General features: G+C 65.2%; 21 protein-coding genes. 10 read left to right on the forward strand and 11 right to left on the reverse strand.

All coding sequences use genetic code 11. From position 1 onward, the window contains the following. Positions 1-16: 16 nt before the first annotated feature. A complete protein-coding gene (gene pcaB, locus AB4Z51_RS11900) occupies positions 17-1378 on the reverse strand; it encodes a 3-carboxy-cis,cis-muconate cycloisomerase (RefSeq protein WP_085398845.1) in 1362 nt (453 codons plus the stop codon). A gap of 492 nt (positions 1379-1870) precedes the next feature. Here pcaB and AB4Z51_RS11905 point away from each other — a divergent pair, with 492 nt between their 5' ends. Further along, the gene (locus tag AB4Z51_RS11905) at positions 1871-3430 is read left to right on the forward strand and encodes a winged helix-turn-helix domain-containing protein (RefSeq protein ID WP_085398843.1); all 1560 of its coding nucleotides are present in this window, start codon (positions 1871-1873) and stop codon (positions 3428-3430) included. 202 nt (positions 3431-3632) lie between these two features. Here AB4Z51_RS11905 and AB4Z51_RS11910 read toward each other — a convergent pair whose 3' ends face one another. Then, positions 3633-4055, reverse strand: coding sequence for a GFA family protein (locus AB4Z51_RS11910; protein ID WP_085398345.1), 423 nt, complete (start codon positions 4053-4055; stop codon positions 3633-3635). A gap of 207 nt (positions 4056-4262) precedes the next feature. Further along, the gene (gene mddA, locus AB4Z51_RS11915) at positions 4263-5051 is read right to left on the reverse strand and encodes a methanethiol S-methyltransferase (protein WP_085398346.1); all 789 of its coding nucleotides are present in this window, start codon (positions 5049-5051) and stop codon (positions 4263-4265) included. Between the two features lie 133 nt (positions 5052-5184). Between mddA and AB4Z51_RS11920 the strand changes: the two genes are divergently transcribed. Further along, entirely contained in the window at positions 5185-6735 is a 1551-nt protein-coding gene (locus AB4Z51_RS11920; RefSeq protein ID WP_135215604.1) for a winged helix-turn-helix domain-containing tetratricopeptide repeat protein, read from the forward strand. Positions 6736-6790: 55 nt separating this feature from the next. Here AB4Z51_RS11920 and AB4Z51_RS11925 read toward each other — a convergent pair whose 3' ends face one another. From AB4Z51_RS11925 to AB4Z51_RS11945, 5 genes are all read right to left on the reverse strand, one after another. Continuing rightward, complete coding sequence (locus tag AB4Z51_RS11925) at positions 6791-8035, reverse strand: acyl-CoA dehydrogenase family protein (protein WP_085398347.1); 1245 nt, start codon at positions 8033-8035, stop codon at positions 6791-6793. A 95-nt stretch (positions 8036-8130) separates the two neighbouring features. Continuing rightward, the gene (locus tag AB4Z51_RS11930) at positions 8131-9063 is read right to left on the reverse strand and encodes a helix-turn-helix domain-containing protein (RefSeq protein ID WP_085398348.1); all 933 of its coding nucleotides are present in this window, start codon (positions 9061-9063) and stop codon (positions 8131-8133) included. Between the two features lie 193 nt (positions 9064-9256). Further along, the gene (locus AB4Z51_RS11935) at positions 9257-9826 is read right to left on the reverse strand and encodes a DUF2147 domain-containing protein (protein ID WP_085398352.1); all 570 of its coding nucleotides are present in this window, start codon (positions 9824-9826) and stop codon (positions 9257-9259) included. Positions 9827-9858: 32 nt separating this feature from the next. Continuing rightward, the gene (locus AB4Z51_RS11940) at positions 9859-10521 is read right to left on the reverse strand and encodes a DUF3313 domain-containing protein (RefSeq protein ID WP_441497441.1); all 663 of its coding nucleotides are present in this window, start codon (positions 10519-10521) and stop codon (positions 9859-9861) included. A 253-nt stretch (positions 10522-10774) separates the two neighbouring features. After that, complete coding sequence (locus AB4Z51_RS11945) at positions 10775-11413, reverse strand: TetR/AcrR family transcriptional regulator (RefSeq protein ID WP_085398350.1); 639 nt, start codon at positions 11411-11413, stop codon at positions 10775-10777. A gap of 215 nt (positions 11414-11628) precedes the next feature. On the opposite strand from AB4Z51_RS11945, the gene AB4Z51_RS11950 reads away from it, so the two are divergent. From AB4Z51_RS11950 to AB4Z51_RS11965, 4 genes are all read left to right on the forward strand, one after another. Then, a complete protein-coding gene (locus tag AB4Z51_RS11950) occupies positions 11629-13179 on the forward strand; it encodes an ABC transporter substrate-binding protein (protein WP_085398351.1) in 1551 nt (516 codons plus the stop codon). 237 nt (positions 13180-13416) lie between these two features. Further along, positions 13417-14388 (forward strand): ABC transporter permease, encoded by a 972-nt coding sequence (locus AB4Z51_RS11955; RefSeq protein WP_085402596.1) that lies wholly within the window; start codon positions 13417-13419, stop codon positions 14386-14388. Further along, entirely contained in the window at positions 14385-15224 is an 840-nt protein-coding gene (locus AB4Z51_RS11960) for an ABC transporter permease (RefSeq protein ID WP_028148686.1), read from the forward strand. The genes AB4Z51_RS11955 and AB4Z51_RS11960 overlap by 4 nt, the downstream gene beginning before the upstream one ends. A gap of 2 nt (positions 15225-15226) precedes the next feature. Beyond that, positions 15227-16846, forward strand: coding sequence for an ABC transporter ATP-binding protein (locus AB4Z51_RS11965; protein WP_208089591.1), 1620 nt, complete (start codon positions 15227-15229; stop codon positions 16844-16846). An 18-nt stretch (positions 16847-16864) separates the two neighbouring features. Here the strand turns inward: AB4Z51_RS11965 and AB4Z51_RS11970 are convergent, their stop codons facing one another. Then, positions 16865-17137, reverse strand: a complete 273-nt coding sequence (locus AB4Z51_RS11970) for a hypothetical protein (RefSeq protein ID WP_441497442.1) — start codon at positions 17135-17137, stop codon at positions 16865-16867. Between the two features lie 448 nt (positions 17138-17585). On the opposite strand from AB4Z51_RS11970, the gene AB4Z51_RS11975 reads away from it, so the two are divergent. The 3 genes from AB4Z51_RS11975 to AB4Z51_RS11985 all read left to right on the forward strand — a co-directional run bounded on the left by AB4Z51_RS11975 (position 17586) and on the right by AB4Z51_RS11985 (position 19004). Beyond that, positions 17586-17759 carry a hypothetical protein gene (locus AB4Z51_RS11975; RefSeq protein WP_167768152.1) on the forward strand — a complete coding sequence of 58 codons (174 nt, stop codon included), beginning with the start codon at positions 17586-17588 and terminating at the stop codon, positions 17757-17759. Then, on the forward strand, positions 17756-17965 hold the full coding sequence (locus AB4Z51_RS11980) for a hypothetical protein (protein ID WP_028148688.1): 210 nt from the start codon (positions 17756-17758) through the stop codon (positions 17963-17965). Before AB4Z51_RS11975 ends, AB4Z51_RS11980 begins: the two co-directional genes overlap by 4 nt. Positions 17966-18068: 103 nt before the next feature. Beyond that, entirely contained in the window at positions 18069-19004 is a 936-nt protein-coding gene (locus AB4Z51_RS11985) for an AEC family transporter (RefSeq protein ID WP_441497443.1), read from the forward strand. Between the two features lie 30 nt (positions 19005-19034). Here the strand turns inward: AB4Z51_RS11985 and AB4Z51_RS11990 are convergent, their stop codons facing one another. Together AB4Z51_RS11990 and AB4Z51_RS11995 are read right to left on the reverse strand one after the other, a co-directional pair. Further along, positions 19035-19322, reverse strand: coding sequence for a hypothetical protein (locus AB4Z51_RS11990; protein WP_063986056.1), 288 nt, complete (start codon positions 19320-19322; stop codon positions 19035-19037). 124 nt (positions 19323-19446) lie between these two features. Beyond that, positions 19447-19788: a hypothetical protein gene (locus tag AB4Z51_RS11995; RefSeq protein WP_282520443.1), complete on the reverse strand. Its 342-nt coding sequence runs from the start codon at positions 19786-19788 to the stop codon at positions 19447-19449. Between the two features lie 120 nt (positions 19789-19908). Between AB4Z51_RS11995 and AB4Z51_RS12000 the strand changes: the two genes are divergently transcribed. Beyond that, a complete protein-coding gene (locus AB4Z51_RS12000; RefSeq protein WP_071916874.1) occupies positions 19909-20229 on the forward strand; it encodes a hypothetical protein in 321 nt (106 codons plus the stop codon). Positions 20230-20287: the final 58 nt, after the last annotated feature.

Raw genomic sequence — 20287 nt, forward strand, 5'->3', positions numbered from 1 at the left:
TCGCGCATTTTGGTTTTCAACGCGTTGCCGATTTCAGCACCCGGTCGACCATGGCAGGCGCAAGGCCGAGGTAATTTTTCGGTGAAGTCAGCGCTTCGATCGTGGCACGGTCGATCCTGACGGAGACGCGGGCGTCGGACGAGAGCGCGTCCGCCAATGTCAGACCCTTCTCATTGGCGAGCCGGCAGGCATCATAGACCACGTCATGCGCCTCCTGCCGCCCGATCTGCGGCGCCAGCCCCATCATGACCGCTTCGGCCACGATCAGGCCGCGGCTGATGGAGAGATTGTCGTTCATCTTCCTTTCATCGACGATGAGGCCTGCTAGCGCAAACTTCGCCTGGTGCAGCGCGCCGGCGGTCAGCACGAAGCTTTCCGGGATCGCCATCCATTCGGCATGCCAGGGCCCGGTGGCGCGCTCGAAATCCTGCACCATCGCATCCAGCATCAGACCGGCATGCTGGCGCACCGCCTTGGACGCCGCGAGCATCAGCTCCGAGGAGATCGGGTTGCGCTTCTGCGGCATGGTCGAGGAGGCGCCGCGGCCCTTGACGAAGGGCTCGTAGACCTCGGCGAACTCGGTCGAGGCCATGATCATGATGTCGAGTGCGATCTTGCCGAGCGAGCCTGTGACCAGCGCGAGGAAATTCACGGCCTCGGCAAAGCCGTCGCGCGCGACGTGCCAGGTCGAGGCGGGAACGCCGAGCCCGAGCTCGGCGCAGAGCGCCTCCTGCACCTCGAACCCCTTGCCGCCGAGCGAGGCCAGCGTTCCGGCGGCGCCGGCGAACTGTCCGACCAGCACGCGCGGCTTCAATTGCACGAGCCGCTCGGCGTGGCGGTCGAACATCGCGAGCCAGATCGCGGTCTTGTAGCCGAACGTCACCGGCAGCGCCTGCTGGAGATGGGTACGCCCGGCCATCGGCGTGTCGCGGTAGCGCTTCGAGAGGTCCGCGAGGATGTTTCGCAGCTCGGCGATGTCGCGCTCGACGATCCCGAGCGCGGCGCGCAATTGCAGCACCACCGCGGTATCCATGATGTCCTGCGTGGTCGCGCCCCAATGCACATAGCGGCCGGCCTCGCCGCACTGCTTCACCATCTGATGAACCAGCGGCAGGATCGGATAGCCGACGATGTCGGTCTCCTGTCGCAGCAGATCGAAATCGAATGCGGCGACGTCGGTCAGCGCCGCGATCTGGTCGGCGGCTTCCTGCGGGATCACGCCGCACTTCGCCTCCGCCTTCGCCAGCGCCACCTCGACCTCGGCATAGCGCGCCACCAGCGCGACATCGGAAAACACCTCGCGCATCTCGGGCGTGCCGAAGGCGTCGCGGAACAGCATGGAATCGAGCACGGTCGTCGAGGCGGGAAAAGCGGGCATGGGCGTTTCTTTATGGTTTGCGTTTGTGTGAGAGCAGCTTACGCGGGCCGCGCTGTTCGGCAATGGACATTCATGGCTCGCCACCCATTCGATGCCGTACGACGACATTACGACGGCGCATCGCTCCATCACCCCCGCCATCCTGAGATGCGAAGCGTGCGACGCGCGGCGGCGCACGAAGCGCCTCGAAATGATGAGCGGCCGCGATGCAGCCGGGCCGTCGCCCTTCGACGGCCGTGACAAGGCGGCCACTTCAGGGGAACGGGGATAAATTGTGCGCGCGGCAAGATCGGGCTATGTGCGCAGCCCGCGACAGTCCACCAGACCCGCCACATTCTCATTCAAGTTGCATTCCTATCCGAAAACGGCATAGCAGCCATCACGCGATCGTGGTGAACCCGGCAGGCCGCTCAGCGGACTCACAGTCTTAGAGTCGAAATCCATTCTGATTTCATCATTGCCTGATGTCATTGCGAGGGTTGAGTTTTCGACGTGCAGTTTATGTTCCGGGACCACCTTCTCGACACCGACCGGCGCGAGCTGAGCCGCGAGCAGGTTCCCGTGGCCGTGGAGCCGCAGGTCTTCGACCTCGTCGTCCACCTCATGGAGAACCGCGACCGGGTGGTCAGCAAGGATGAGCTGATCGACAAGATCTGGCACGGGCGCAGCGTCTCCGAATCCACCCTGACCAGCCGGATCAACGCGGCGCGCAAGGCGATCGGCGACAGCGGAGCCAACCAGGCGCTGATCCGCACCATCGCGCGCAAGGGCTTTCGTTTCGTCGGCGCTGTCCAGACGCAGCGCGGCGCGGCCTTGCCGGAGCTGGGCCGTGTCGCCCAGGCGCCGCAGGCGGCGCTCGCGCTGCCCGACCGTCCCGCGATCGCCGTTCTGCCCTTCACCAATATGAGCGGCGACCGCGAGCAGGACTATTTCTCCGACGGCATCAGCGAGGACATCATCACGGCGCTGTCGAAGCTGCGCTGGTTCTTCGTCGTCGCCCGTAACTCTTCCTTCGTCTACAAGGGCCGCGCCGTGCACATGCACGAAGTCGCGCGCGAGCTCGGCGTACGCTATGTGCTCGAAGGCAGCGTGCGGCGCAGCGGCGATCGCCTGCGCATCTCGGCGCAGCTCAACGACGTCTCGACCGGCAGCCATCTCTGGGCCGAGCGTTACGACCGCGAGCTTGCCGACATCTTCGCCGTGCAGGACGAGATCACCGAGGCGATCGTCGCCGCGATCGAGCCGCAGCTCTATACCGCCGAAAGCTTTCGTGCCCAGCAGAAGCCACCGGGCAGCCTCGACGCCTGGGACCTCGTGATGCGTGCGCTGTCGCATTACTGGCGCATCACGCGCGAGGACAACGCCGCCGCGCAAGGACTGCTGGAACAGGCGACCGCGATCGATCCCGCCTATGGCAAGGCGCTGGGCCTGCTCGCGACCAGCCATATCTTCGGCGCGCATATGGGTTGGGCCGACATGGCCATGACCGTGCCGGTCGCCGAACGCGCGGCGCTCGCGGCGGTGGAAGCCGATCGCGAGGACGCCTGGGCCCATCACGGTCTGGCTTACACTTATTTGTTCCGCCGCCGCTTCGACGACGCGCTGGCTGAGTTCGAGCTGACGCTGCAACTCAATCCGAATTTTGCGATGGCGCACGCTTTCTACGGCGTGACGCTGTGCTACGCCGGGAGATGGCGAGACGGCGATGCCGCCGCACGCCGCGCGCTGCGGCTGAGCCCGCGCGATCCGCTCGCGGCGATCTATTGCGGCGTAGCCGCCTATGCCCAGTTCATCGGCCGCAACTATGAGGGAGCCGTGCAGATGGCGCGGGAATCGATGCGACAGCGCGCCGATTTCGTCGGCGCCCATCGCGTGCTGACGGCAGCCGCCGGCATGTTGGGCGATCCTCAGCTCGCGGCGTACGCGTTGCGGGGCCTGCAACGCACCCAGCCCGGCATCTCGCTGGCCTGGCTCACGCGCGAGCTTCCGATGCGGCGGGCAGAGGATCGCGAGCACTATCTGCAGGGGTTTCGGCGCGCGGGAATGAGGTGATGCTGTTTACCCTCCCCTGGAGGGGTCCGGGACGAGCGTAGCTCGCCCGTGGGTCGGCTCGCATCTGAGCGCAGCGAAGATGAGAGACGGGGTGGGGTGACGGTCTCTCCACAACGAACACTGCCTGCGTGGAGAGATCACCCCACCCCGCTCGCGCTTCGCGCGATCGACCCTCCCCCTCCAAGGGAGGGTAAGAGCACCTCTACTCCTGCATCATCTCGCCGCTGCCGCCGAACTCGGCCGGAAAGTCCTTCAGCTTCGGCAGGCCGTCGCGCATCGGCAGCACCGTCTCCGAATAGTTGACGTGGACGCCGGGCGTGAAGGCGAGCGTGGGGATGGTGGCGGTGAAGACGTCGATCAAGTCGAGCGGCGGGTGGTTGGTCATGAGATGACCGCCGCACTTCTTGCAATATTTGCGCTGGCTGAGCGGCGTCTTGGCAAAGGTCTCGACGTTCTGGGCGCCTTCGGTGATGCGCACGGCTTCCGGCTTCCACAGGCTGAAGGCATTCACCGGTCCGCCCGACCACGAGCGGCAGGAGCGGCAATGGCAATAGCCCATCGCCGCCGGCTCGCCTGTGACCTCGATTGTGACCGCGCCACAGAAGCAGTTTCCGACATGTTTCATTGGGTCGTCTCCGTTGGATGAAGGTTGAAATTCCTCTCCCCGCTCCGGCTCGCCGATAAACCGGCAAAGGCGGATGCGGGGAGAGGCGTCGGAGCGGAGGGAATCACCCCGAGGGACGTTGAAGGCTGGAGGCCGGCAACGTCCGTTACGCGCTTCGGTTCCGCCGCGCGTCCTCCTTTCGGTGGACGCGGCGGAAAGATGCTACGGCTATACCGATCTGCGCCAGGGAATAAGCATCGACACCCGTTGTTTGTACTGCCGGTATTCGTCGCCGAAGAGATCGACGAGGTCGTGCTCCTCCAGCGCGATGCCGACGAAGATGTAGAGCGTGGTCACGGCCGCGAACAGCAGATGGCCCGCCGTCATGACCGGCGCCGCCCAGAACGCGATGATGAAGCCGAGATAGATCGGATGACGAACGAACTTGTAGAACAACGGCGTCTTGAAGCGCGGCGGCGCCGCCTCATTGCCCACGAGATGGTTGGTCACCTGGTGCAACCCGAACAATTCGAAGTGATTGATGATGAAGGTCGAGGCGAACACCAGCACCCAGCCCGCGAGGGACAGCGTGACCAGCGTCACGGCGAGATCCGGGTTTCCGACATCCCATACGACCGTAGGCATCGGACGCCACTGCCAGAACAGGAGCAGCAATGACAGGCTCGCGAACAGCACGTAGGTCGAGCGCTCGACCGGCTTGGGGACGAACTGCGTCCACCACGCCTTGAACTGCTTGCGCGCCATCACGCTGTGCTGAAGGGCGAACAGCGTCATCAGCAGTAGATTGATGATGACGGCTTCGGCCGTCGGCGTGTCGGTTCCGGTGTCGATGGTCTTCGGCACCACCAGCCCCATGACGAAGCCGATGGCATAGAGAATGGTGACGAAAAACACGAGATATGCCGCAATTCCGTACAGAAAGCCGATGAATTTGAAAATGCGTGAGCCCGCAACCTCCGGGCCGATGGAATGAAGCTGGTGATCAAGTTGGGTCATAGAACGCTCCGTTGTGCCGAGGCATCGGCACTGTTTAGTGTTCGCACCATGCCGGATCGGACACCCCCTGACTTTCGCGGACGGTTGATTTTCGCCTGAGACCACTTTGATTTTTGCTTGAGACGACAGAAACGTGCGATTTCTCTTTGAAAACAACGTGCTCGACGGCGACCTGCGGGAACTGACCTGCAGCGGCGCGGCCGTGCCGCTGCAGCCGCAGGTGTTCGATCTGCTGCTCTATCTGGTCGCGCAACGCGCCCGTGTGGTCAGCAAGGATGACCTGATCAGCCAGATCTGGAGCGACCGCATCGTCTCGGATTCCGCCCTGAACAGCCGAATCAATGCCGCACGCAAGGCGCTTGGCGACGACGGCGCGACGCAGCGGCTGATCAAGACGATCCCGCGCAAAGGCTTTCGCTTCGTCGGCGACGTCCGGGAAGATGTGGCAGCGACGCTTGCGCCGGTGGAACCCGGCCCTGCCCCGGTGCGCGCCGTGACGGACCGCCCGGCGATCGCGGTGCTCGCCTTCGAGAACATGAGCGGCGATCCCGCGCAGGAATATTTCGGCGACGGGATCAGCGAGGACATTCTCACCGCGCTGTCGAAGCAGCGCTGGTTCATGGTGATCGCCCGCAATTCGTCCTTCACCTACAAGGGGCGCTCGGTTCATATCAGGCAGATCGCCGAAGAGCTCGGCGTCCGCTACATCGTCGAAGGCAGCGTGCGCAAGGTCGACAACCGTGTGCGCATCACCGCGCAGCTCAACGACGCCACCACCGGCAGCCATCTCTGGGCCGAGCGCTACGACCGCGAGCTTGTCGACGTCTTCGCCGTGCAGGACGACATCACCAACGCGATCGTCGCGGCGATCGAGCCGCAGATCCATGCGGCAGAGAATTTTCGCGCCGACCGCAAGCCGCCCGCGAGCCTCGATGCCTGGGACCTGTTGATGCGCGCGCTGTCGCATTACTGGCGGGTGACGCAGCAGGACCACAAGGCTGCGCAGGCGTTGCTCGAACGCGCCATTTCGATCGACTCGAACTACGGTCAGGCGCTGTCGGTGCTCGCGGCAAGCCACATGTTCGGCGTCCATCTCGGCTGGGCGGAGCTTGCCACGACGGTGCCGATCGCGGAGGCCGCCGCGCTCGCCGCGGTGCGCCATGACCACGAGGATGCCTGGGCGCATGCCGCGCTCGGCAGCGTCTTCTTCTCGACGCGCAGGCTTTCCGACGCGCTGTCCGAGTTCGAGCAGGCGCTCGCGCTCAACCCGAACTTCTCGCTGGCGCAGGGTTATTACGCGCTGGCGCTGTCCTACGCCGGCCGCTCCGGGGAATCGTTCGATGCGGCGCAGAGGGCGATCCGGCTCTCGCCGCGCGATCCGTCACTGGCGATCTATTACGGCATTGCCGGCTATGCGCGCTTCACCGAACGGCATTACGACGAGGCGATCGCGCTGGCGCGCGAGGCGATCCGCCATCGCGGCGACCTCACCGGCGCCTACCGCGTGCTCGCGGTGTCCGCCGGCATGACCGGCGACGGCGCGCTCGCCGAGATGGCGCTGGGTGAACTCCGACGTACCCAGCCCAACATCTCGCTGCACTGGATCGCGACGCAGCTGCCTTGGGCCAGTGACGCCGATCGCGAGCACTATCTGGAGGGATTCCGGCGCGCGGGGTTGGGGTAGAGACTCCCTCTCCCCGCAAATGCGCAAAGGGCGGATGCAGATACGACGCGTCGTCTCAGGCTCCTCCGCACGCGGTCAGTGGATCGTAATCGGGCCGCATCAGCATCGCGTGGAGCTGGCGCCGCCGAACGCCCATGTTGCCACCGTCGAAGATCGGCAGCGCCAACGCGTCCTGCAACAAGCGGCCGAACGGCGCCGCGTGATCATAGCTGTCGATGCCGACCACGCGCATCAGGTCGGTGATGACCCGCACCGCGGCTTCGGAGCCGAAAATCTTGGCCTGGACCGCGAGCTCGTCGGCGCCCGGTGATTGCGTATCGAGCGCATGGCAGGCCCGCCAGCTCAGGTAACGCGCGGCTTCGATAGTGGTCTTGGCATCGGCGAGTGCATAGCCGACCGCCTGATGCTCGATGATCGCCTGTACCCCGCCGCGTTTCTCGGTGCGGGCAAAATGCAGTGCGAAGTCGAAGGCGGCCCGCATCAGGGCGACACCGAAGATGCCGACCAGCGCCGCCGTGCCGGTGAAGGCGGCGGACGCCAGCATCAAGCCGCCCCCCTCCTGCCCGAGCAGATTGCCGTGCGGCGCGGTGACGGCACGCAGGCTGAATTCCGGCACGAGGTGAGCGCGGTGGCCGATCGAATCAATGGCGCGTTCGAACACGATGCCATGCACCGGGCCTTCGACCGCAATGATGGAGACACCCTGCTCCGGTGGCGCGGCGGGATTGGTCCGGCACACCACGCACAACACGTCGGCGCCATTGCGGTCCCACCCGGTGGCGGACGACACCCATTTCTTGCGGCCGTTGATGATCCAATTGCCGAGCTCGCGTTTTGCGGTGGTGCGCACGCCCTCGCCCGGCGGCGGTGCGGCAGCATTGGCGCTGCCGCCGGGTTCCGAGGAGCAGAAGCCCGCAAGCGGAGCGCCGCTCGTCTTCAGGAACGGTGCAAGCAGGCGGGCGCATTGCTCCGCGGTGCCACCAAGCAGAATTGGCAGCAGACCGAGCACCGTGCCGAGCATGGTCAGCGTCACGCTCGGATTCACAGCGTAGAATTCTTCCGCCAGGATCGCCATGTCGATGAGTCCGGCATTGTCGCCGCCCGCCGGCGCCGGAATGCATTTGCGCAGATAACCAGCAGCGACCATCGCCTCATAGGTCGGCTTCGTCGCGAGGAAGCGCTCTTCCGGCGTCGCCAGCAACTCGGCCTTGCCGGCGCCGGCCAAGACCTCCGCCGCGAATTTTCGCGATTGAAGCTGCAACGCGCGCTGCGCAGGTGAAAGCGTGAAATCAATCGCCATCGAACATCTCCCTCGCTCCGGCAGGTCACCAGGGTGAGCCGAGCGAGGGCGGAAAATCTTGGTCGGCAGCGACCTAATTCTTGGCTGGAGGTGAACTACTCGCCCTTCCCCTTCGTCCTCCGAAATTCGCGCGGGGCGAGGCCGTGGCTGCGCTTGAAGAGGCGGTTGAAGTGCGAGATGTCGGAAAAGCCGGCCTCATACGCGATCGTGGAGATGGCCTTGTGACGATGCTGCGCGTCGAGCAGGTCGCGGGCGCAGATCAGGATCCGCCGATCGCTGACATGCTCGCCGACGGAGCGGCCGGTCGCGACGAACAACCGGTGCACATAGCGCTCCGAGCAGCGGAACTTCCGGGCAAGCAATTCGGCATCGAGACCGGGATCGTCGCTGTGGCGGTCGATATGGTCGAGCATCATCGACAGCAGCACGGGCGCATTCACGCGCGCAACCGGCATTTCACCCAGCATCTCCGGTGCATGCGCGATCAGCTCGACCACATGCGTGCCGCTGCTTGCCGCAACGGCGGGTGCTGCCAGGCAAAGCTCGGCATAGCCTGCGAGCGTGCGCGACAACGCGCGGCCATTTTCCGTCCTCGACAACGCAAGCCGCGGAGAATCCGCAAAGCTCTTTGGCAGGTGCCGCCGCGGCACGGCAAAGCAAAAGAGGCGGAAGTCGCGGCCGTTGGCAATCTCGAACGGCTCGGTCGTATCGGCGACCGCGAGGTCGCCGGGCGCACAGACCTGCTCGTGTCCCCGCTGCGTCGTGCGGCCCAGACCCTCGAGCTGGAGATTGACGAAGCAGAGATCGTCCGTGCTTCGCGCAATATGGGGCCGCAGCCGGAGAACGCAGTGCCCTGTGGCTTTCACCAGCGAAATCTGGACCGACGCAGCGTCGGTACGCGCGATCGAACCTTCGAAGGGACGGTCGGCGATTTTACGCGGCTCGAGCCGGACAAAGGCCGCAGCGAGATCGTCGGCCCAACTGCCGAAGGGCTGATCGGCGCGAGATGGCTTGGCTGACCATTCCATAGGTGCGCCCCCGGAACGAGGAATTCGCGCGTGCAAATTCAGATTGGACGACCCAGCGGGACGGAAGGATAGCTTTTGGCGAACAACCGGTCAAATCTCGAAGGCGCGCAATATGCGACCGTCATCACGTCGTCATTGCGAGCGCAGCCGTCGGCGCACCGGAAACCAAGTGAGTGGTTAGAGGAGCAATCCGCTACCTGGCTTTCGCCTGCATCGGCTTCGGTGCCGGCACGGCGGCCCATTCCTTGTCGGCGCGGGGGCCGTTGAGATCGCCGGTGAGGCCGACGAGCTGGCCGGGCAGCACGTCGAGGGTCTGTTGCCAGGTCTGGGTCTGGCACAGGAACTTGATCAGGCAACCCCTGAGCTTGAGGCGATCGGCGGAGTCGCGCCACAGCGAGACCGAATAGGATTTGCCGTCCTCGGCATTGTAGATCTCGCCGGCGAACTGTCCCTCCGGCGTCGCCTGCAAACCCATGATGAGCTGATGGCCGAGCAGCGCGCGGGCGCGCTTGTCGGGATCGGGATTCTCCTTGTCGCGATAGGGCTGGCCGCGCTTGTCGGCCGGCTCCTTCATCCAGATGATGAAGCCGCAGATGCGGTCGCGCGACGGCCCGCAACGCTCGAGCCTGATGCGCGCGCGGCCGTCCTGGACGAGCCAGGTGCCGCTGGGATCGGGCGGCGCCGCGGCGCCGGCGCGGCCGCCAAACACCATCATCAGGATCGTGATCGCAACGCGCAACACGAAGCGAAGGACAATGTTCATCAGCGGCACCTTTCGTTGGATGGGTCGCGGCGTCAGTTCAATTGCGCCATCAAGGCGTCGGCGCCCTTGTCGAGGCCGGCGGTGGCGGCGGCGAGCGCGCCGGCGGTGGCCTTGATGTCGTAGGCAGCCGGGTATTGCTTGGTGACGTAAGCGGAGAGCAGGCGCGCGGTCGCGGCGTCGAAGATCTCGACGCCGTAGATCACCGAGCCGGTCATGGTGCCCTCGCCGTCGCGCGCGGCCTGCACGCCGTTGTAGACGGCGCCGGCGACGTCGAAGCGGGAGAGCGTGCCGAGCACCGGCGTGTTGGCGACGGCGCCGGTGAGTGTCAGCCTGATCCGCAGTGTCTCCGGCCCACGCTCGCGCACCAGCGCGAAGCGGCCGCGCAGACCCTCGGCGAAACGGGTCTRCATGTAGGCGGCAAGCGTCGCCTTGTCCTTGTCGGACATGTCGCCGAACTGGTGATCCCTGCCGCGATAGACCACGACCGGTTCGAGGATGACTCTATTATAAGCGCGCCAGTCGACCGGCGTGGAATAGCGGTAGGGCACGCGGCCGGAGGCGTCCGACTTGTCCGGAGCCATGTAGGCTGAGGACGCCATCCCGGAATACGGCACGGGCGCGACGGTGGCGCAGCCCGCGACGGCTGCGCCGAGCAGGAGCGTTCCCAGACCGCGCAGGGCGATCGAGCGATTCATTCCAGACTCCTCTAGCGGCTTGCTGCCCAGGCAGTGGCGACCGCAGCCGCGTACGGGACCAGACGCGGCTGCGGCGCTCACCAGTGCCAACCCGAGGCTTCGTCCGGGGCCATCTCGGAAGCCTTGGGCCGTCTCAGTGTGTCCATTTGTAAAACCGACTAGGCGGTTTGTAAAGTTCAAAAACACGGGCCTGGCGCATTTGGCCGCAGGCGCGGCTTTGGGCAGCTATCGGCGGGAAATCGTTAACGATGAATCAGGCGCGCTTGCGCGGCGTTGCGGCCTTCGTAGCCGATGGCGCGCGGGATTTGGCGGTGCCTTTGGCGGCCGGCCGTTCGAGGCCGGTCCACTGCGCGTCGTCGAGCAGACGCGCGAACAGCCGCTGATGCTCGTCCTTGCTGAGCGGCGACATGCCGAACAACGAGCTCAACAACAGCCCCATCGCGCCGGCCCAGCGCAGCATCGCGAGATCGGGATCAGTGGCCTCTTCCCTGATCGCCGCCATCCTCTCCATCTCGCGCTCGCGCGGCAGCGCCATCAGGCTGGGATTCTCGACCATGGCCGCAACCAGCGCCAGCGCGGCAGAATTCGGCGAGGTGGCCGCTTCGCGCACGGTCGCGAGCTGGGTCGCCAGGTTGGGATTCGCGGAGGTCGCGCTCACCTTTGCCATGGTGCTGGTGGCGAACTCCTCGAAATGCGCCATCTGCCGGTCGAGCAACGCCTTCAGCACCGCTTCCTTGGTGCGGAACTGATGCATCACGCCGCCCTTGCTGAGTCCGCTCTCGCGCGCGATCGCATCCAGCGTCAGCCGGCCCGGCCCGTCGCGCGCGATGATCGCGATGGCCGCTTCGAGTGCGGCGTTACGGGATCGTTCGGAGCGGCTGGCATTGTCCATGGCCGACTTGTCTCCGTGACAAGACAATGAATCAAGTGAAAACAGGACGCGCTGTACATTTTTTGTGCGAACACTGTCGAGACTTTCATCTTGCGGCCCCGAATGAGACTGTGTGAGCCTCGATATCGGATGGGGACTGGGATGGGCCGGCCGGAGCTTCGCGCGCCATGACGTGCGAAGCGTTTTCGGCCGGTCTCGCTTGAGAAAGATACGACATGCCAAAACGAGTGTTGCTTGGTGCCCTCCTGGCTTGCGGCCTCACGGCCTCGGCGCTGGCGCAAGAGCCGAGGACGGGGGGCGTGATCAACGCCGTGATCCAGCCCGAGCCGCCCGGCCTGATGCTTGCGCAGGTCCAGAACGGCCCGACTCAAATGGTCTCGGGCAACATCTTCGAGGGCCTGCTGCGCTACAGCCCCAAGCTCGAGCCGCTGCCGGAGCTTGCCGAAAGCTGGAGCGTCAGCGAGGACGCCAAGACCTACACCTTCAAGCTCAAGAAGGGCGTGACCTGGCATGACGGCAAGCCCTTCACCGCCGCCGACGTCCTGTTCTCGATGGAGATGCTGAAGCAGACGCATGCGCGTGCCCGCACCAATCTGGCGCAGGTCGACAAGATCGAGACGCCGGACGACTATACGGTGGTGTTCACGCTGAAGCAGCCGTTCGGACCGTTCCTCGGCATCTTCGAGGTCGGCTCGATGCCGATGGTGCCGAAGCATCTCTATGAAGGCACCGACTGGAAGACCAACCCCTACAACAACGCGCCGGTCGGCACCGGCCCCTTCATGTTCAAGGAGTGGCAGAAGGGCTCGTTCATCCGCCTGGTCAAGAACCCGAACTACCACGAAAAGGGCAAGCCCTATCTCGACGAGATCTACTGGCAGATCATTCCCGACGCCGCCGCGCGCTCGGTGGCGTACGAGACCGGCAAGGTCGACGTGCTGCCCGGCGGCTCGGTCGAGAATTTCGACGTGCCGCGGCTGTCCAAGCTGAAGGACACCTGCGTCACCGGCGCCGGCTGGGAGTTCTTCTCGCCGCTGGCCTGGCTGTGGCTCAACAACCGCCAGGGTCCGCTCGCCGACAAGCGGGTGCGGCAGGCGATCATGTTCGCGATCGACCGCGACTTCGCCAAGGACGTGATCTGGAACGGGCTCGGCAAGGTCGCGACCGGCCCGTCCGCCTCGACCATCAAGTACTACACCGACGACGTGCCGAAATACCCTTACGATCCTGCCAAGGCCAAGGCGCTGCTGAAGGAAGCCGGCTACAAGGGCGAGAAGATCCGCCTGCTGCCGCTCGCCTATGGCGAGACCTGGCAGCGCTGGGGTGAAGCCGTGAAGCAGAACCTCCAGGACGTCGGCATGAACATCGAGACGATCGCCACCGACGTTGCCGGCGGCAACCAGAAGATCGGCGACTGGGACTACGACATCGCCTTCACCTATCTCTACCAGTATGGCGATCCCGCGCTCGGCGTCGGCCGCAATTATATCTCCAGCAACATCGCCAAGGGGCAGGTCTTCAACAACGTCGAGGGCTACTCCAACCCGGAGATCGACAAGCTCTTCGCCGACGGCGCGACCGCGACGCCGGACTCGAAGCGCAAGGAGATCTACGAGAAGGCGCAAAAAATCCTGGTCGAGGACGTGCCGGTGGCCTGGATGCTGGAATTGCAATTCCCGACCATCACCCGCTGCAAGGTCAAGAACCTGATCACCACGGGCATCGGGGTCAATGACGGCTTCAAGGACGCATGGCTGGACAAGTGATGGCTGCCCTCTTCACCTCTCCCCGCTCGCGGGGAGAGGTCGAATGTGCGCATAGCGCACATTCGGGTGAGGGGGAGTCTCCGCGAGCCCAACTATCACCGTCCCCGCGGAGAGTCCCCCTCACCCCAACCCTCTCCCCGCATCCGCCTTCGCCGAGGCTTCGGCGGACAAGAGCGGGGCGAGGGAGCCCACTGTCTCCGTGGCTCCAGGTCACGCTACAAGAGATGACTCTCTAATATGCTCTCCTTCGTCGCTCAGCGTGTCCTGAAGGGCGTGATCGTCCTGCTCGCGATCGTCGTCCTCAATTTCTTCCTGATCCGGCTTGCGCCCGGCGACCCCGCGGTCGTGATGGCGGGCGAGGCCGGCGCCAGTGACCAGGTCTTCGTCAAGCAGCTCCGGGAAAAGTTCGGCCTCGACAAGCCGCTGCCCGAGCAGCTCTTCATCTACGTCAAGGGCGTCGTCACGCTCGACCTCGGCTTCTCCTTCCGCCAGCAGGCGCCGGTCGTGAAGCTGATCGGCGAGCGGCTGCCGGCGACGCTGCTGCTGACACTGACCGCATTCGCGATCTCGCTCATGCTCGGCGTTCTCTTCGGCACCTTCGCCGCGCGCTTTGCCGGAACCTTCCTCGACACGGCCATCACCGTGTTCGCGCTGATCTTCTACGCCATGCCGATCTTCTGGGTGGCGCTGATGGGAATCCTCCTGTTCTCGGTCACCATGGATTGGCTGCCGAGCTTCGGTTACGAGACGGTCGGCGCCAACCTCACCGGCCTTGCCCACGCAGTCGACGTCGCAAAGCACCTGATCATGCCGGCGATGACGCTCGGCCTGTTCTTCATGGCGACCTACACCCGCATGACGCGCGCTTCGATGCTGGAAGTGAAACGCCTCGACTTCGTCAAGACCGCGCGCGCAAAGGGCCTCTCCGACGCCGTGATCCAGCGCCGCCACGTGCTGCGCAACGCGCTGCTGCCGGTCGTGACGCTGGCCGGTGTGCATTCCGGCACGCTGATCGGCGGCGCCGTCATCACCGAGACCGTGTTCGCATGGCCCGGCATCGGGCGTCTGATGTACGACGCGCTGCTCCAGCGCGATTACAACCTCCTGCTCGGCGTCTTCGTGATCTGCTCCGCCATGGTGCTGATCTTCAACCTCATCACCGACCTCGTCTACCGACTGGTCGACCCGCGCATCGAATTCGCCTCATGAAACAGTTCTGGAAATCGATGCTGAAGAGCCCGAGCGGCGTCGTCGGGCTCGTCATCCTTGTCCTTGCGATCTCGATCGCGGTGTTCGGGCCGATGCTGTTCCCGAATTCACCCTGGCGCATGGTGCAGCGGCCGTTCCTGCCACCCTTCACGCTCTCGACCGTGCCGCTCGGCACCGACGCGCTCGGCCGCGACGTGTTCGCCGGCATGATCTTTGGCGCGCGCGTCTCGCTGCTGGTGGGTCTCGTCTCCACGCTGGTCGCGCTGGTCGTCGGCGTTCCCATTGGCGCCATGGCCGGCTATTTCGGCGGCAAGGTCGACGACGCCCTGATGCGCTTCACCGAGTTCTTCCAGACCATTCCGAGCTTCGCGCTCGCGATCGTGCTGGTCGCGATCCTGCAGCCCTCGATCTACTCGATCGTGGCCTCGATCGCGGTGGTGAGCTGGCCGCCGGTCGCCCGCCTCGTGCGTGGCGAGGTGCTGTCGCTGCGCACGCGCGAATATGTCCAGGCCGCCGTCGTCACCGGCCAGAGCAACACCTGGATCATCCTGCGCGAGATCCTGCCGAACGCGCTGTCGCCGGTGATCGTGCTGGCTTCGCTGATGGTGGCGACCGCCATCCTGTTGGAATCCTCGCTAGCATTCCTCGGGCTCGGCGATCCCAATCTGATCTCCTGGGGCTACATGGTCGGCGCCGGCCGTACCGTGATCCGCCAGGCCTGGTGGATCACCGTGTTTCCCGGCGTCGCCATCCTGATCTCGGTGCTCGGGCTGAACCTGATCGGCGAAGGCCTCAACGACGCGCTCAATCCGCGCCTGTCGCGGGAGGGCCGGTGATGATGACCGCCCCGCCCGCCGTCTCGATCAAGAATCTGCGGATCGCGCTGCCCAAGGGCGCCGAGCGTCCGTTCGCCGTCGACGGCGTCTCGCTGGATTTGCGGCCCGGCAAGATCGTCTGCGTCGTCGGCGAATCCGGTTCCGGCAAGTCGATGTGCGCGCATGCGCTGATGGGGCTTCTGCCTGATACGGTCACCGTCACCTCCGGCGAGATCCAGTTCGAAGGCCGCGACCTGCTCGAGCTCGATGACGACGGCTGGCGCGATTTGCGCGGCCGCCGGCTCGCGATGATTTTTCAGGAGCCGATGACCGCGCTCAATCCGTTGATGCGGATCGGCGACCAGATGGCGGAGATGTTCGAGGCCCACGGCCTGCTGACGCCGAAGGAGCGGCGCGCCAAGGCCCTGTCGCTGGCGCGCGAGGTCGGCCTGCCCGACCCCGAGCGCATTGTCCGCGCCTATCCGCACCAGCTCTCCGGCGGCCAGCGCCAGCGCGCCATGATCGCGATGGCGCTCGCGCTCGAGCCCGCAGTGCTGGTCGCGGACGAACCGACCACCGCGCTCGACGTCACCACGCAGGCGCAGATCCTGAAGCTGATCCGCAACCTCCAGCGCAACCGCAACATGGCGGTGATGTTCATCACCCATGATTTCGGCGTGGTCGCCGACATCGCCGACCAGGTCGTGGTGCTCAGGCATGGCAAGGTCGTCGAGGAAGGCCCCGCTAGCTCCGTTTTCAACAATCCGCAGCATGACTACACCAAGGCGCTGCTCGCCGCCGTGCCGTCGATGGACCCGCCGGCGCGTGAGCCGCTCGACGACCAGGCCAGGGCCGTCGAGGTGATCGGGCTGGACAAGACCTATGTCACCTCAGGCGGCTGGTTTCGCGAGGACCGCCGCGTCGATGCTGCGCGCGAAGTCAACTTCAACATCCTCAAGGGCGAGACGCTCGGCCTCGTTGGCGAATCCGGCTCCGGCAAATCGTCGGTGGCGCGGCTGGTGATGCGACTGATCGAAGCCGACCGTGGCACGGTGCGGATCGGCGAGACCGATCTCACGCAGCTCTCGGGCAAGGCGCTCCGCGCCGAGCGCCATCGCATCCAGATGATCTTTCAAGATCCGTTCGCCTCGCTCAATCCGCGCCGCAAGGTCGGGCACATCATCGCCGACGGTCCGATCGCAGCCGGCATCGATCCGAAGGTGGCGTTCGGCCGCGCCCGCGATCTCCTCAAGATGGTCGGGCTGGACGCCGGCGCGCTCGACCGCTACCCGCATGAATTCTCCGGCGGCCAGCGTCAGCGCATCGGCATCGCGCGCGCGCTCGCGCTCGAACCCGAGATCATCGTCGCCGACGAAGCCGTTTCCGCGCTCGACGTCTCCGTGCAGGCGCAGGTGCTGCGACTGCTCGAAGACCTCAAGGCGCGCCTTGGCCTCTCGATGCTGTTCATCACCCACGATCTGCGCGTCGCAGCGCAAATCTGCGACCGCATCGCGGTGATGCAGCGCGGCGCCATCGTCGAGTTGAAGCCGACCGCGCAACTGTTCGCCGCGCCGGAGCACGCCTATACGCGCGAACTGCTGGCGGCGGTGCCCGGGCGGAAAGAGCGCGCGCCGGCGGCGTGAGGCGGCCGATCGCGGTTGCTACCTGGCCGGAGGATTAGTGTTTTTCCAGGTGGGGACTGAGTTGGTCACGCCGACCGATGGTTGATTGGACGTTCCGACCGACGGTGCCGTGACGGTCCCGACGGTCTGTCCGGAGCTTCCATAGGTCGTGCCTTGCGTTGCCGGTGCTCCGGAGCCACCGCTCGTGTTGCCTTGTGTACCCGCCGCAGACGTCTGTGCGCCTGCAGCGAGTGGCGATGCCGCAAATCCGACCGCGATAAGCACCGCAATCGAGCGTCTCGTTCTTGTCATGGCTAATCCTTTCGGGCGCGGTCTCTCAGTCGCGTCGGCCGTTCGCTCGTCGAACCACTCGTGCACTGAGCCATCTTACAACTCCACGCGCGTGAAAATGTGCCGCAATACGATCACACTGCAGGGCCTGACGCTCCATCACGATGGCGCGACGAGCAGCTCCAGCCGAACAGGGGCGCACTCCCGGCCCCTTGGCTCGCCGCCGCACCGGAGGATGCCCGCATGTGTGCCGTGCTTGCAGCGGTCCCGGGACACAAGCAGCGCGCGCCGGCAACGTCAGGCCAGCTCATGACTAAGGTATTCCGCTCCTCTTCGGGCGACGGAACACTCACGGGCTTTTTATCCCTCGTGACCGTCCGCACAGATGCGAAACAGAGGCCGGCACCCCAGATTCGCATGGAATGATTTCCATCATCTTATGATGGATTTCCGATCCATTGGAGACGATATGGGCCAGGTTATTCAGTTTGTCTCGAAATCCGAACGCGAGCGCGTTCGCCTCATTCAGGAGGCACGGGCGATCTACGACAGCATTTTTCCGCCGGCTGATCCGAGCGGCGAGCCGCAGGGCAAGGCGACGATCGGCCGCGCGGCCAACGGCGACGCAGGAAATCTGGCGTGATCAAGATCATCGCGGTGCTGTGCAGCCTCTCCTCTCCGGCAAATTGTCACGAGCAGATCGTCACCACCTCGGACTTCGCCAACGTCTCGATGCAGTCCTGCCTGATGGGCGCGCCGCAGCTCGCCGAATGGATGAACCAGCATCCGGCCGAACGCCTGGCTGGATGGCGCTGCGTGTTCGGTCAACAGACCGGCAGGGGCGCCTGAGGCCACAGGCCGTCTGGTCGAGGACGGCGCCATCCAGTTGAACCGTGACGAGCATGCATCGCCAGGCTAGAATGGCGACGCTGCTTGGCAGAGGGGACGCCGGATGGAGGTCGCCAGCCTCGTTCTTCCCGTGTTCGCAATCATCGTCACCGGCTGGTTTGCCGGCGAACTCGGTTATCTCTCCCGCTCGCTTGCGGACGCGCTGGTGCATTTTGCCTACAACGTGGCGATGCCGGCGCTGCTGATCGTCACGATCGCCCAGGAGCCGGCGCGCAACCTGCTGGAATGGCGCTTCCTGCTCGCTTTCGGCGGCGGCTCCCTCCTCTGCTTCGCGCTGGTGTTCCTGGCCGTCCGCGCGGGCGGCAAGCACGACCTCGCCAGCAGCACGATCCATGGCATGGCGGCGGCCATGACCAATACCGGCTTCGTGGCGCTCCCGATCCTGCACGCGATCTACGGCCAGCCCGCCGTCTTGCCTGCCGCGGTGGCGACGGTGTTCGTCGCCGGCGTGATGTTTCCGCTCACGGTCATCCTGCTGGAAAGGGACGTGCGCGGCCCTGCGCATTCCGCCGGGCTGGTGAAGCAGATCCTGCTCAATCCGATGGTGCTGTCGACGCTGATCGGTCTCGTCTGGGCGATCACGGGCTTGCCGATTCCGGCGCCGGTCGCGGCCTATCTGAACATCATTGCCGCCGCGCTCACGCCCTGCGCACTGTTTGCCATCGGGCTTGGCCTGTCGGTCGACGGTCTGCGATCCAACCTGAAGGCCTCGTTCGCGCTCGCGACCGTCAAGCTGGTGGTGATGCCGCTGATCGTCTACGGGCTTTGCGTGGTCACCGGCCTCAATCCGCTCTACACGGTTGCCGCCGTCATATGCGCGGCCGTGCCGACGGCGAAGACCGTCTATGTGCTGGCACACGAGCACAAGGTCGAGGAGAAGCTGGTCGCGGCCACCGTCTCGGTCACGACGATGCTGTCGGTCGCGACATTGCTGGTCGCGCTCTACCTGCTCTCCGGCCTCGCGCCCGGCACGCGTTGACGATCACCGGCGCGCCTGGCGAGGTGTTCTCTATCTCGTGGTGTTGCTCCAGGTCGGCACCGAATTGGTCACGCCGACCGACGGCCAATTGTACGAGCCGATCGAGGGCGCCGTGACCGTCCCGACCGTCTGCCCGGACGACCCGTAGGAGGTCCTGGGCTGCGCGACCGGCAATGCGGCGGCGCCGTAGGTCGGGGCCACCACGCTCGTGCTGTAGTGATGCCGGCTCGGCCGGGCCTTCTTCGCTTCGGCTGCGAAGGGCGCGGCAAGCAGTCCGACGGTGATGAGTGCGGCAATGGCGGGTTTGATGCTTGTCATGGCGGTTCCCTTCATTGGCTGCGAGCCCAGTGTGCGATGTGTTCATTCAACGCAAGATTTCCATAGGCATCCGTTCATAACTTCGTGCACGCCCGAAGGTGCCTGACCCAGGCCGCCGCCGTGGTCATCGTCGCTTCGGGCGACACGCCTTGCGGCCGTGTCGCTCCTTAACTGTCGCGACAGAGTGCATCAGCTCCTTGAAGGCGGCGATCGCCGGATCGTCAGCGAGCGCGTGGTCGGGCCGCGACTCCAGATGCTCGACCACGGCCAGCAGCGCGTCCGCGATCTGTCCGATCTGCTTGCCGTAACCGGCGACATCCGACAGCACGTCCTTCTCGACATCTGGCGCCGAGGATTGCCCCACCGTGATATTGACGAGACCGAACTGGCCGCCGGTGGGACTGAAGAACGACGGATAAATGGACTGGACGACATCCCCCGACAGGGGCAGCTTGAACACAGGCATGCGATTTCGCCTCGCTGATGCTCGACCGGCACGGACACACTATCACGACCACCCGCCTTCGGATGGACCCGAATCAGCGCTAGTGCATCGCCTTCAGTGACTTCCCTGGACGCAAGCAGCATGACCGGCCCCGAACTGAAGCAGCTCCGCAACGACCTTTCCGATGCCCTCGAGCGCAAGCTCACCGCGGCCGACATGGCCAAGCTTTGCGGACTGCCGGAGAAGGGCGGCGCCGATACCATCCGGCGCTGGGAGGTCCGTGGCCCGACGCCGTCCGCGACCAAGGTGCTGCGCGTGCTCGCGATGGCGAGCGAGCGCTATCCGATCATGGAGAAGTTCGACGTCTTCGATCGCCACGACGTACGCGAGGAAGACCGGCCTGCAAGGCGCGCGGCCTTCCGCCAGCAGATGCGCGATGAGGTACGGCGGCGGCTTGGTTAACGAGAGACGCGCGCAAGTTACCCGAGACGTGCGACGTTAAGCCTTCCTTCACCACTTC

This window comes from Bradyrhizobium sp. 2TAF36 (assembly GCF_052114925.1).
In the GTDB taxonomy this organism is placed as follows: Bacteria; Pseudomonadota; Alphaproteobacteria; order Rhizobiales; family Xanthobacteraceae; genus Bradyrhizobium; species Bradyrhizobium barranii.

Excerpts from the sequence above, each read along its gene's own strand:
- pcaB (WP_085398845.1), bottom strand. The coding sequence starts at position 1,378 with ATGCCCGCTTTTCCCGCCTCGACGACCGTGCTCGATTCCATGCTGTTC.
- AB4Z51_RS11910 (WP_085398345.1), bottom strand. The coding sequence starts at position 4,055 with ATGAAACATGTCGGAAACTGCTTCTGTGGCGCGGTCACAATCGAGGTC.
- mddA (WP_085398346.1), bottom strand. The coding sequence starts at position 5,051 with ATGACCCAACTTGATCACCAGCTTCATTCCATCGGCCCGGAGGTTGCG.
- AB4Z51_RS11925 (WP_085398347.1), bottom strand. The coding sequence starts at position 8,035 with ATGGCGATTGATTTCACGCTTTCACCTGCGCAGCGCGCGTTGCAGCTT.
- AB4Z51_RS11930 (WP_085398348.1), bottom strand. The coding sequence starts at position 9,063 with ATGGAATGGTCAGCCAAGCCATCTCGCGCCGATCAGCCCTTCGGCAGT.
- AB4Z51_RS11935 (WP_085398352.1), bottom strand. The coding sequence starts at position 9,826 with ATGAACATTGTCCTTCGCTTCGTGTTGCGCGTTGCGATCACGATCCTG.
- AB4Z51_RS11945 (WP_085398350.1), bottom strand. The coding sequence starts at position 11,413 with ATGGACAATGCCAGCCGCTCCGAACGATCCCGTAACGCCGCACTCGAA.
- AB4Z51_RS11950 (WP_085398351.1), top strand. The coding sequence starts at position 11,629 with ATGCCAAAACGAGTGTTGCTTGGTGCCCTCCTGGCTTGCGGCCTCACG.
- AB4Z51_RS11955 (WP_085402596.1), top strand. The coding sequence starts at position 13,417 with ATGCTCTCCTTCGTCGCTCAGCGTGTCCTGAAGGGCGTGATCGTCCTG.
- AB4Z51_RS11960 (WP_028148686.1), top strand. The coding sequence starts at position 14,385 with ATGAAACAGTTCTGGAAATCGATGCTGAAGAGCCCGAGCGGCGTCGTC.
- AB4Z51_RS11965 (WP_208089591.1), top strand. The coding sequence starts at position 15,227 with ATGACCGCCCCGCCCGCCGTCTCGATCAAGAATCTGCGGATCGCGCTG.
- AB4Z51_RS11970 (WP_441497442.1), bottom strand. The coding sequence starts at position 17,137 with ATGACAAGAACGAGACGCTCGATTGCGGTGCTTATCGCGGTCGGATTT.
- AB4Z51_RS11975 (WP_167768152.1), top strand. The coding sequence starts at position 17,586 with ATGGGCCAGGTTATTCAGTTTGTCTCGAAATCCGAACGCGAGCGCGTT.
- AB4Z51_RS11985 (WP_441497443.1), top strand. The coding sequence starts at position 18,069 with ATGGAGGTCGCCAGCCTCGTTCTTCCCGTGTTCGCAATCATCGTCACC.
- AB4Z51_RS11990 (WP_063986056.1), bottom strand. The coding sequence starts at position 19,322 with ATGACAAGCATCAAACCCGCCATTGCCGCACTCATCACCGTCGGACTG.
- AB4Z51_RS11995 (WP_282520443.1), bottom strand. The coding sequence starts at position 19,788 with ATGCCTGTGTTCAAGCTGCCCCTGTCGGGGGATGTCGTCCAGTCCATT.
- AB4Z51_RS12000 (WP_071916874.1), top strand. The coding sequence starts at position 19,909 with ATGACCGGCCCCGAACTGAAGCAGCTCCGCAACGACCTTTCCGATGCC.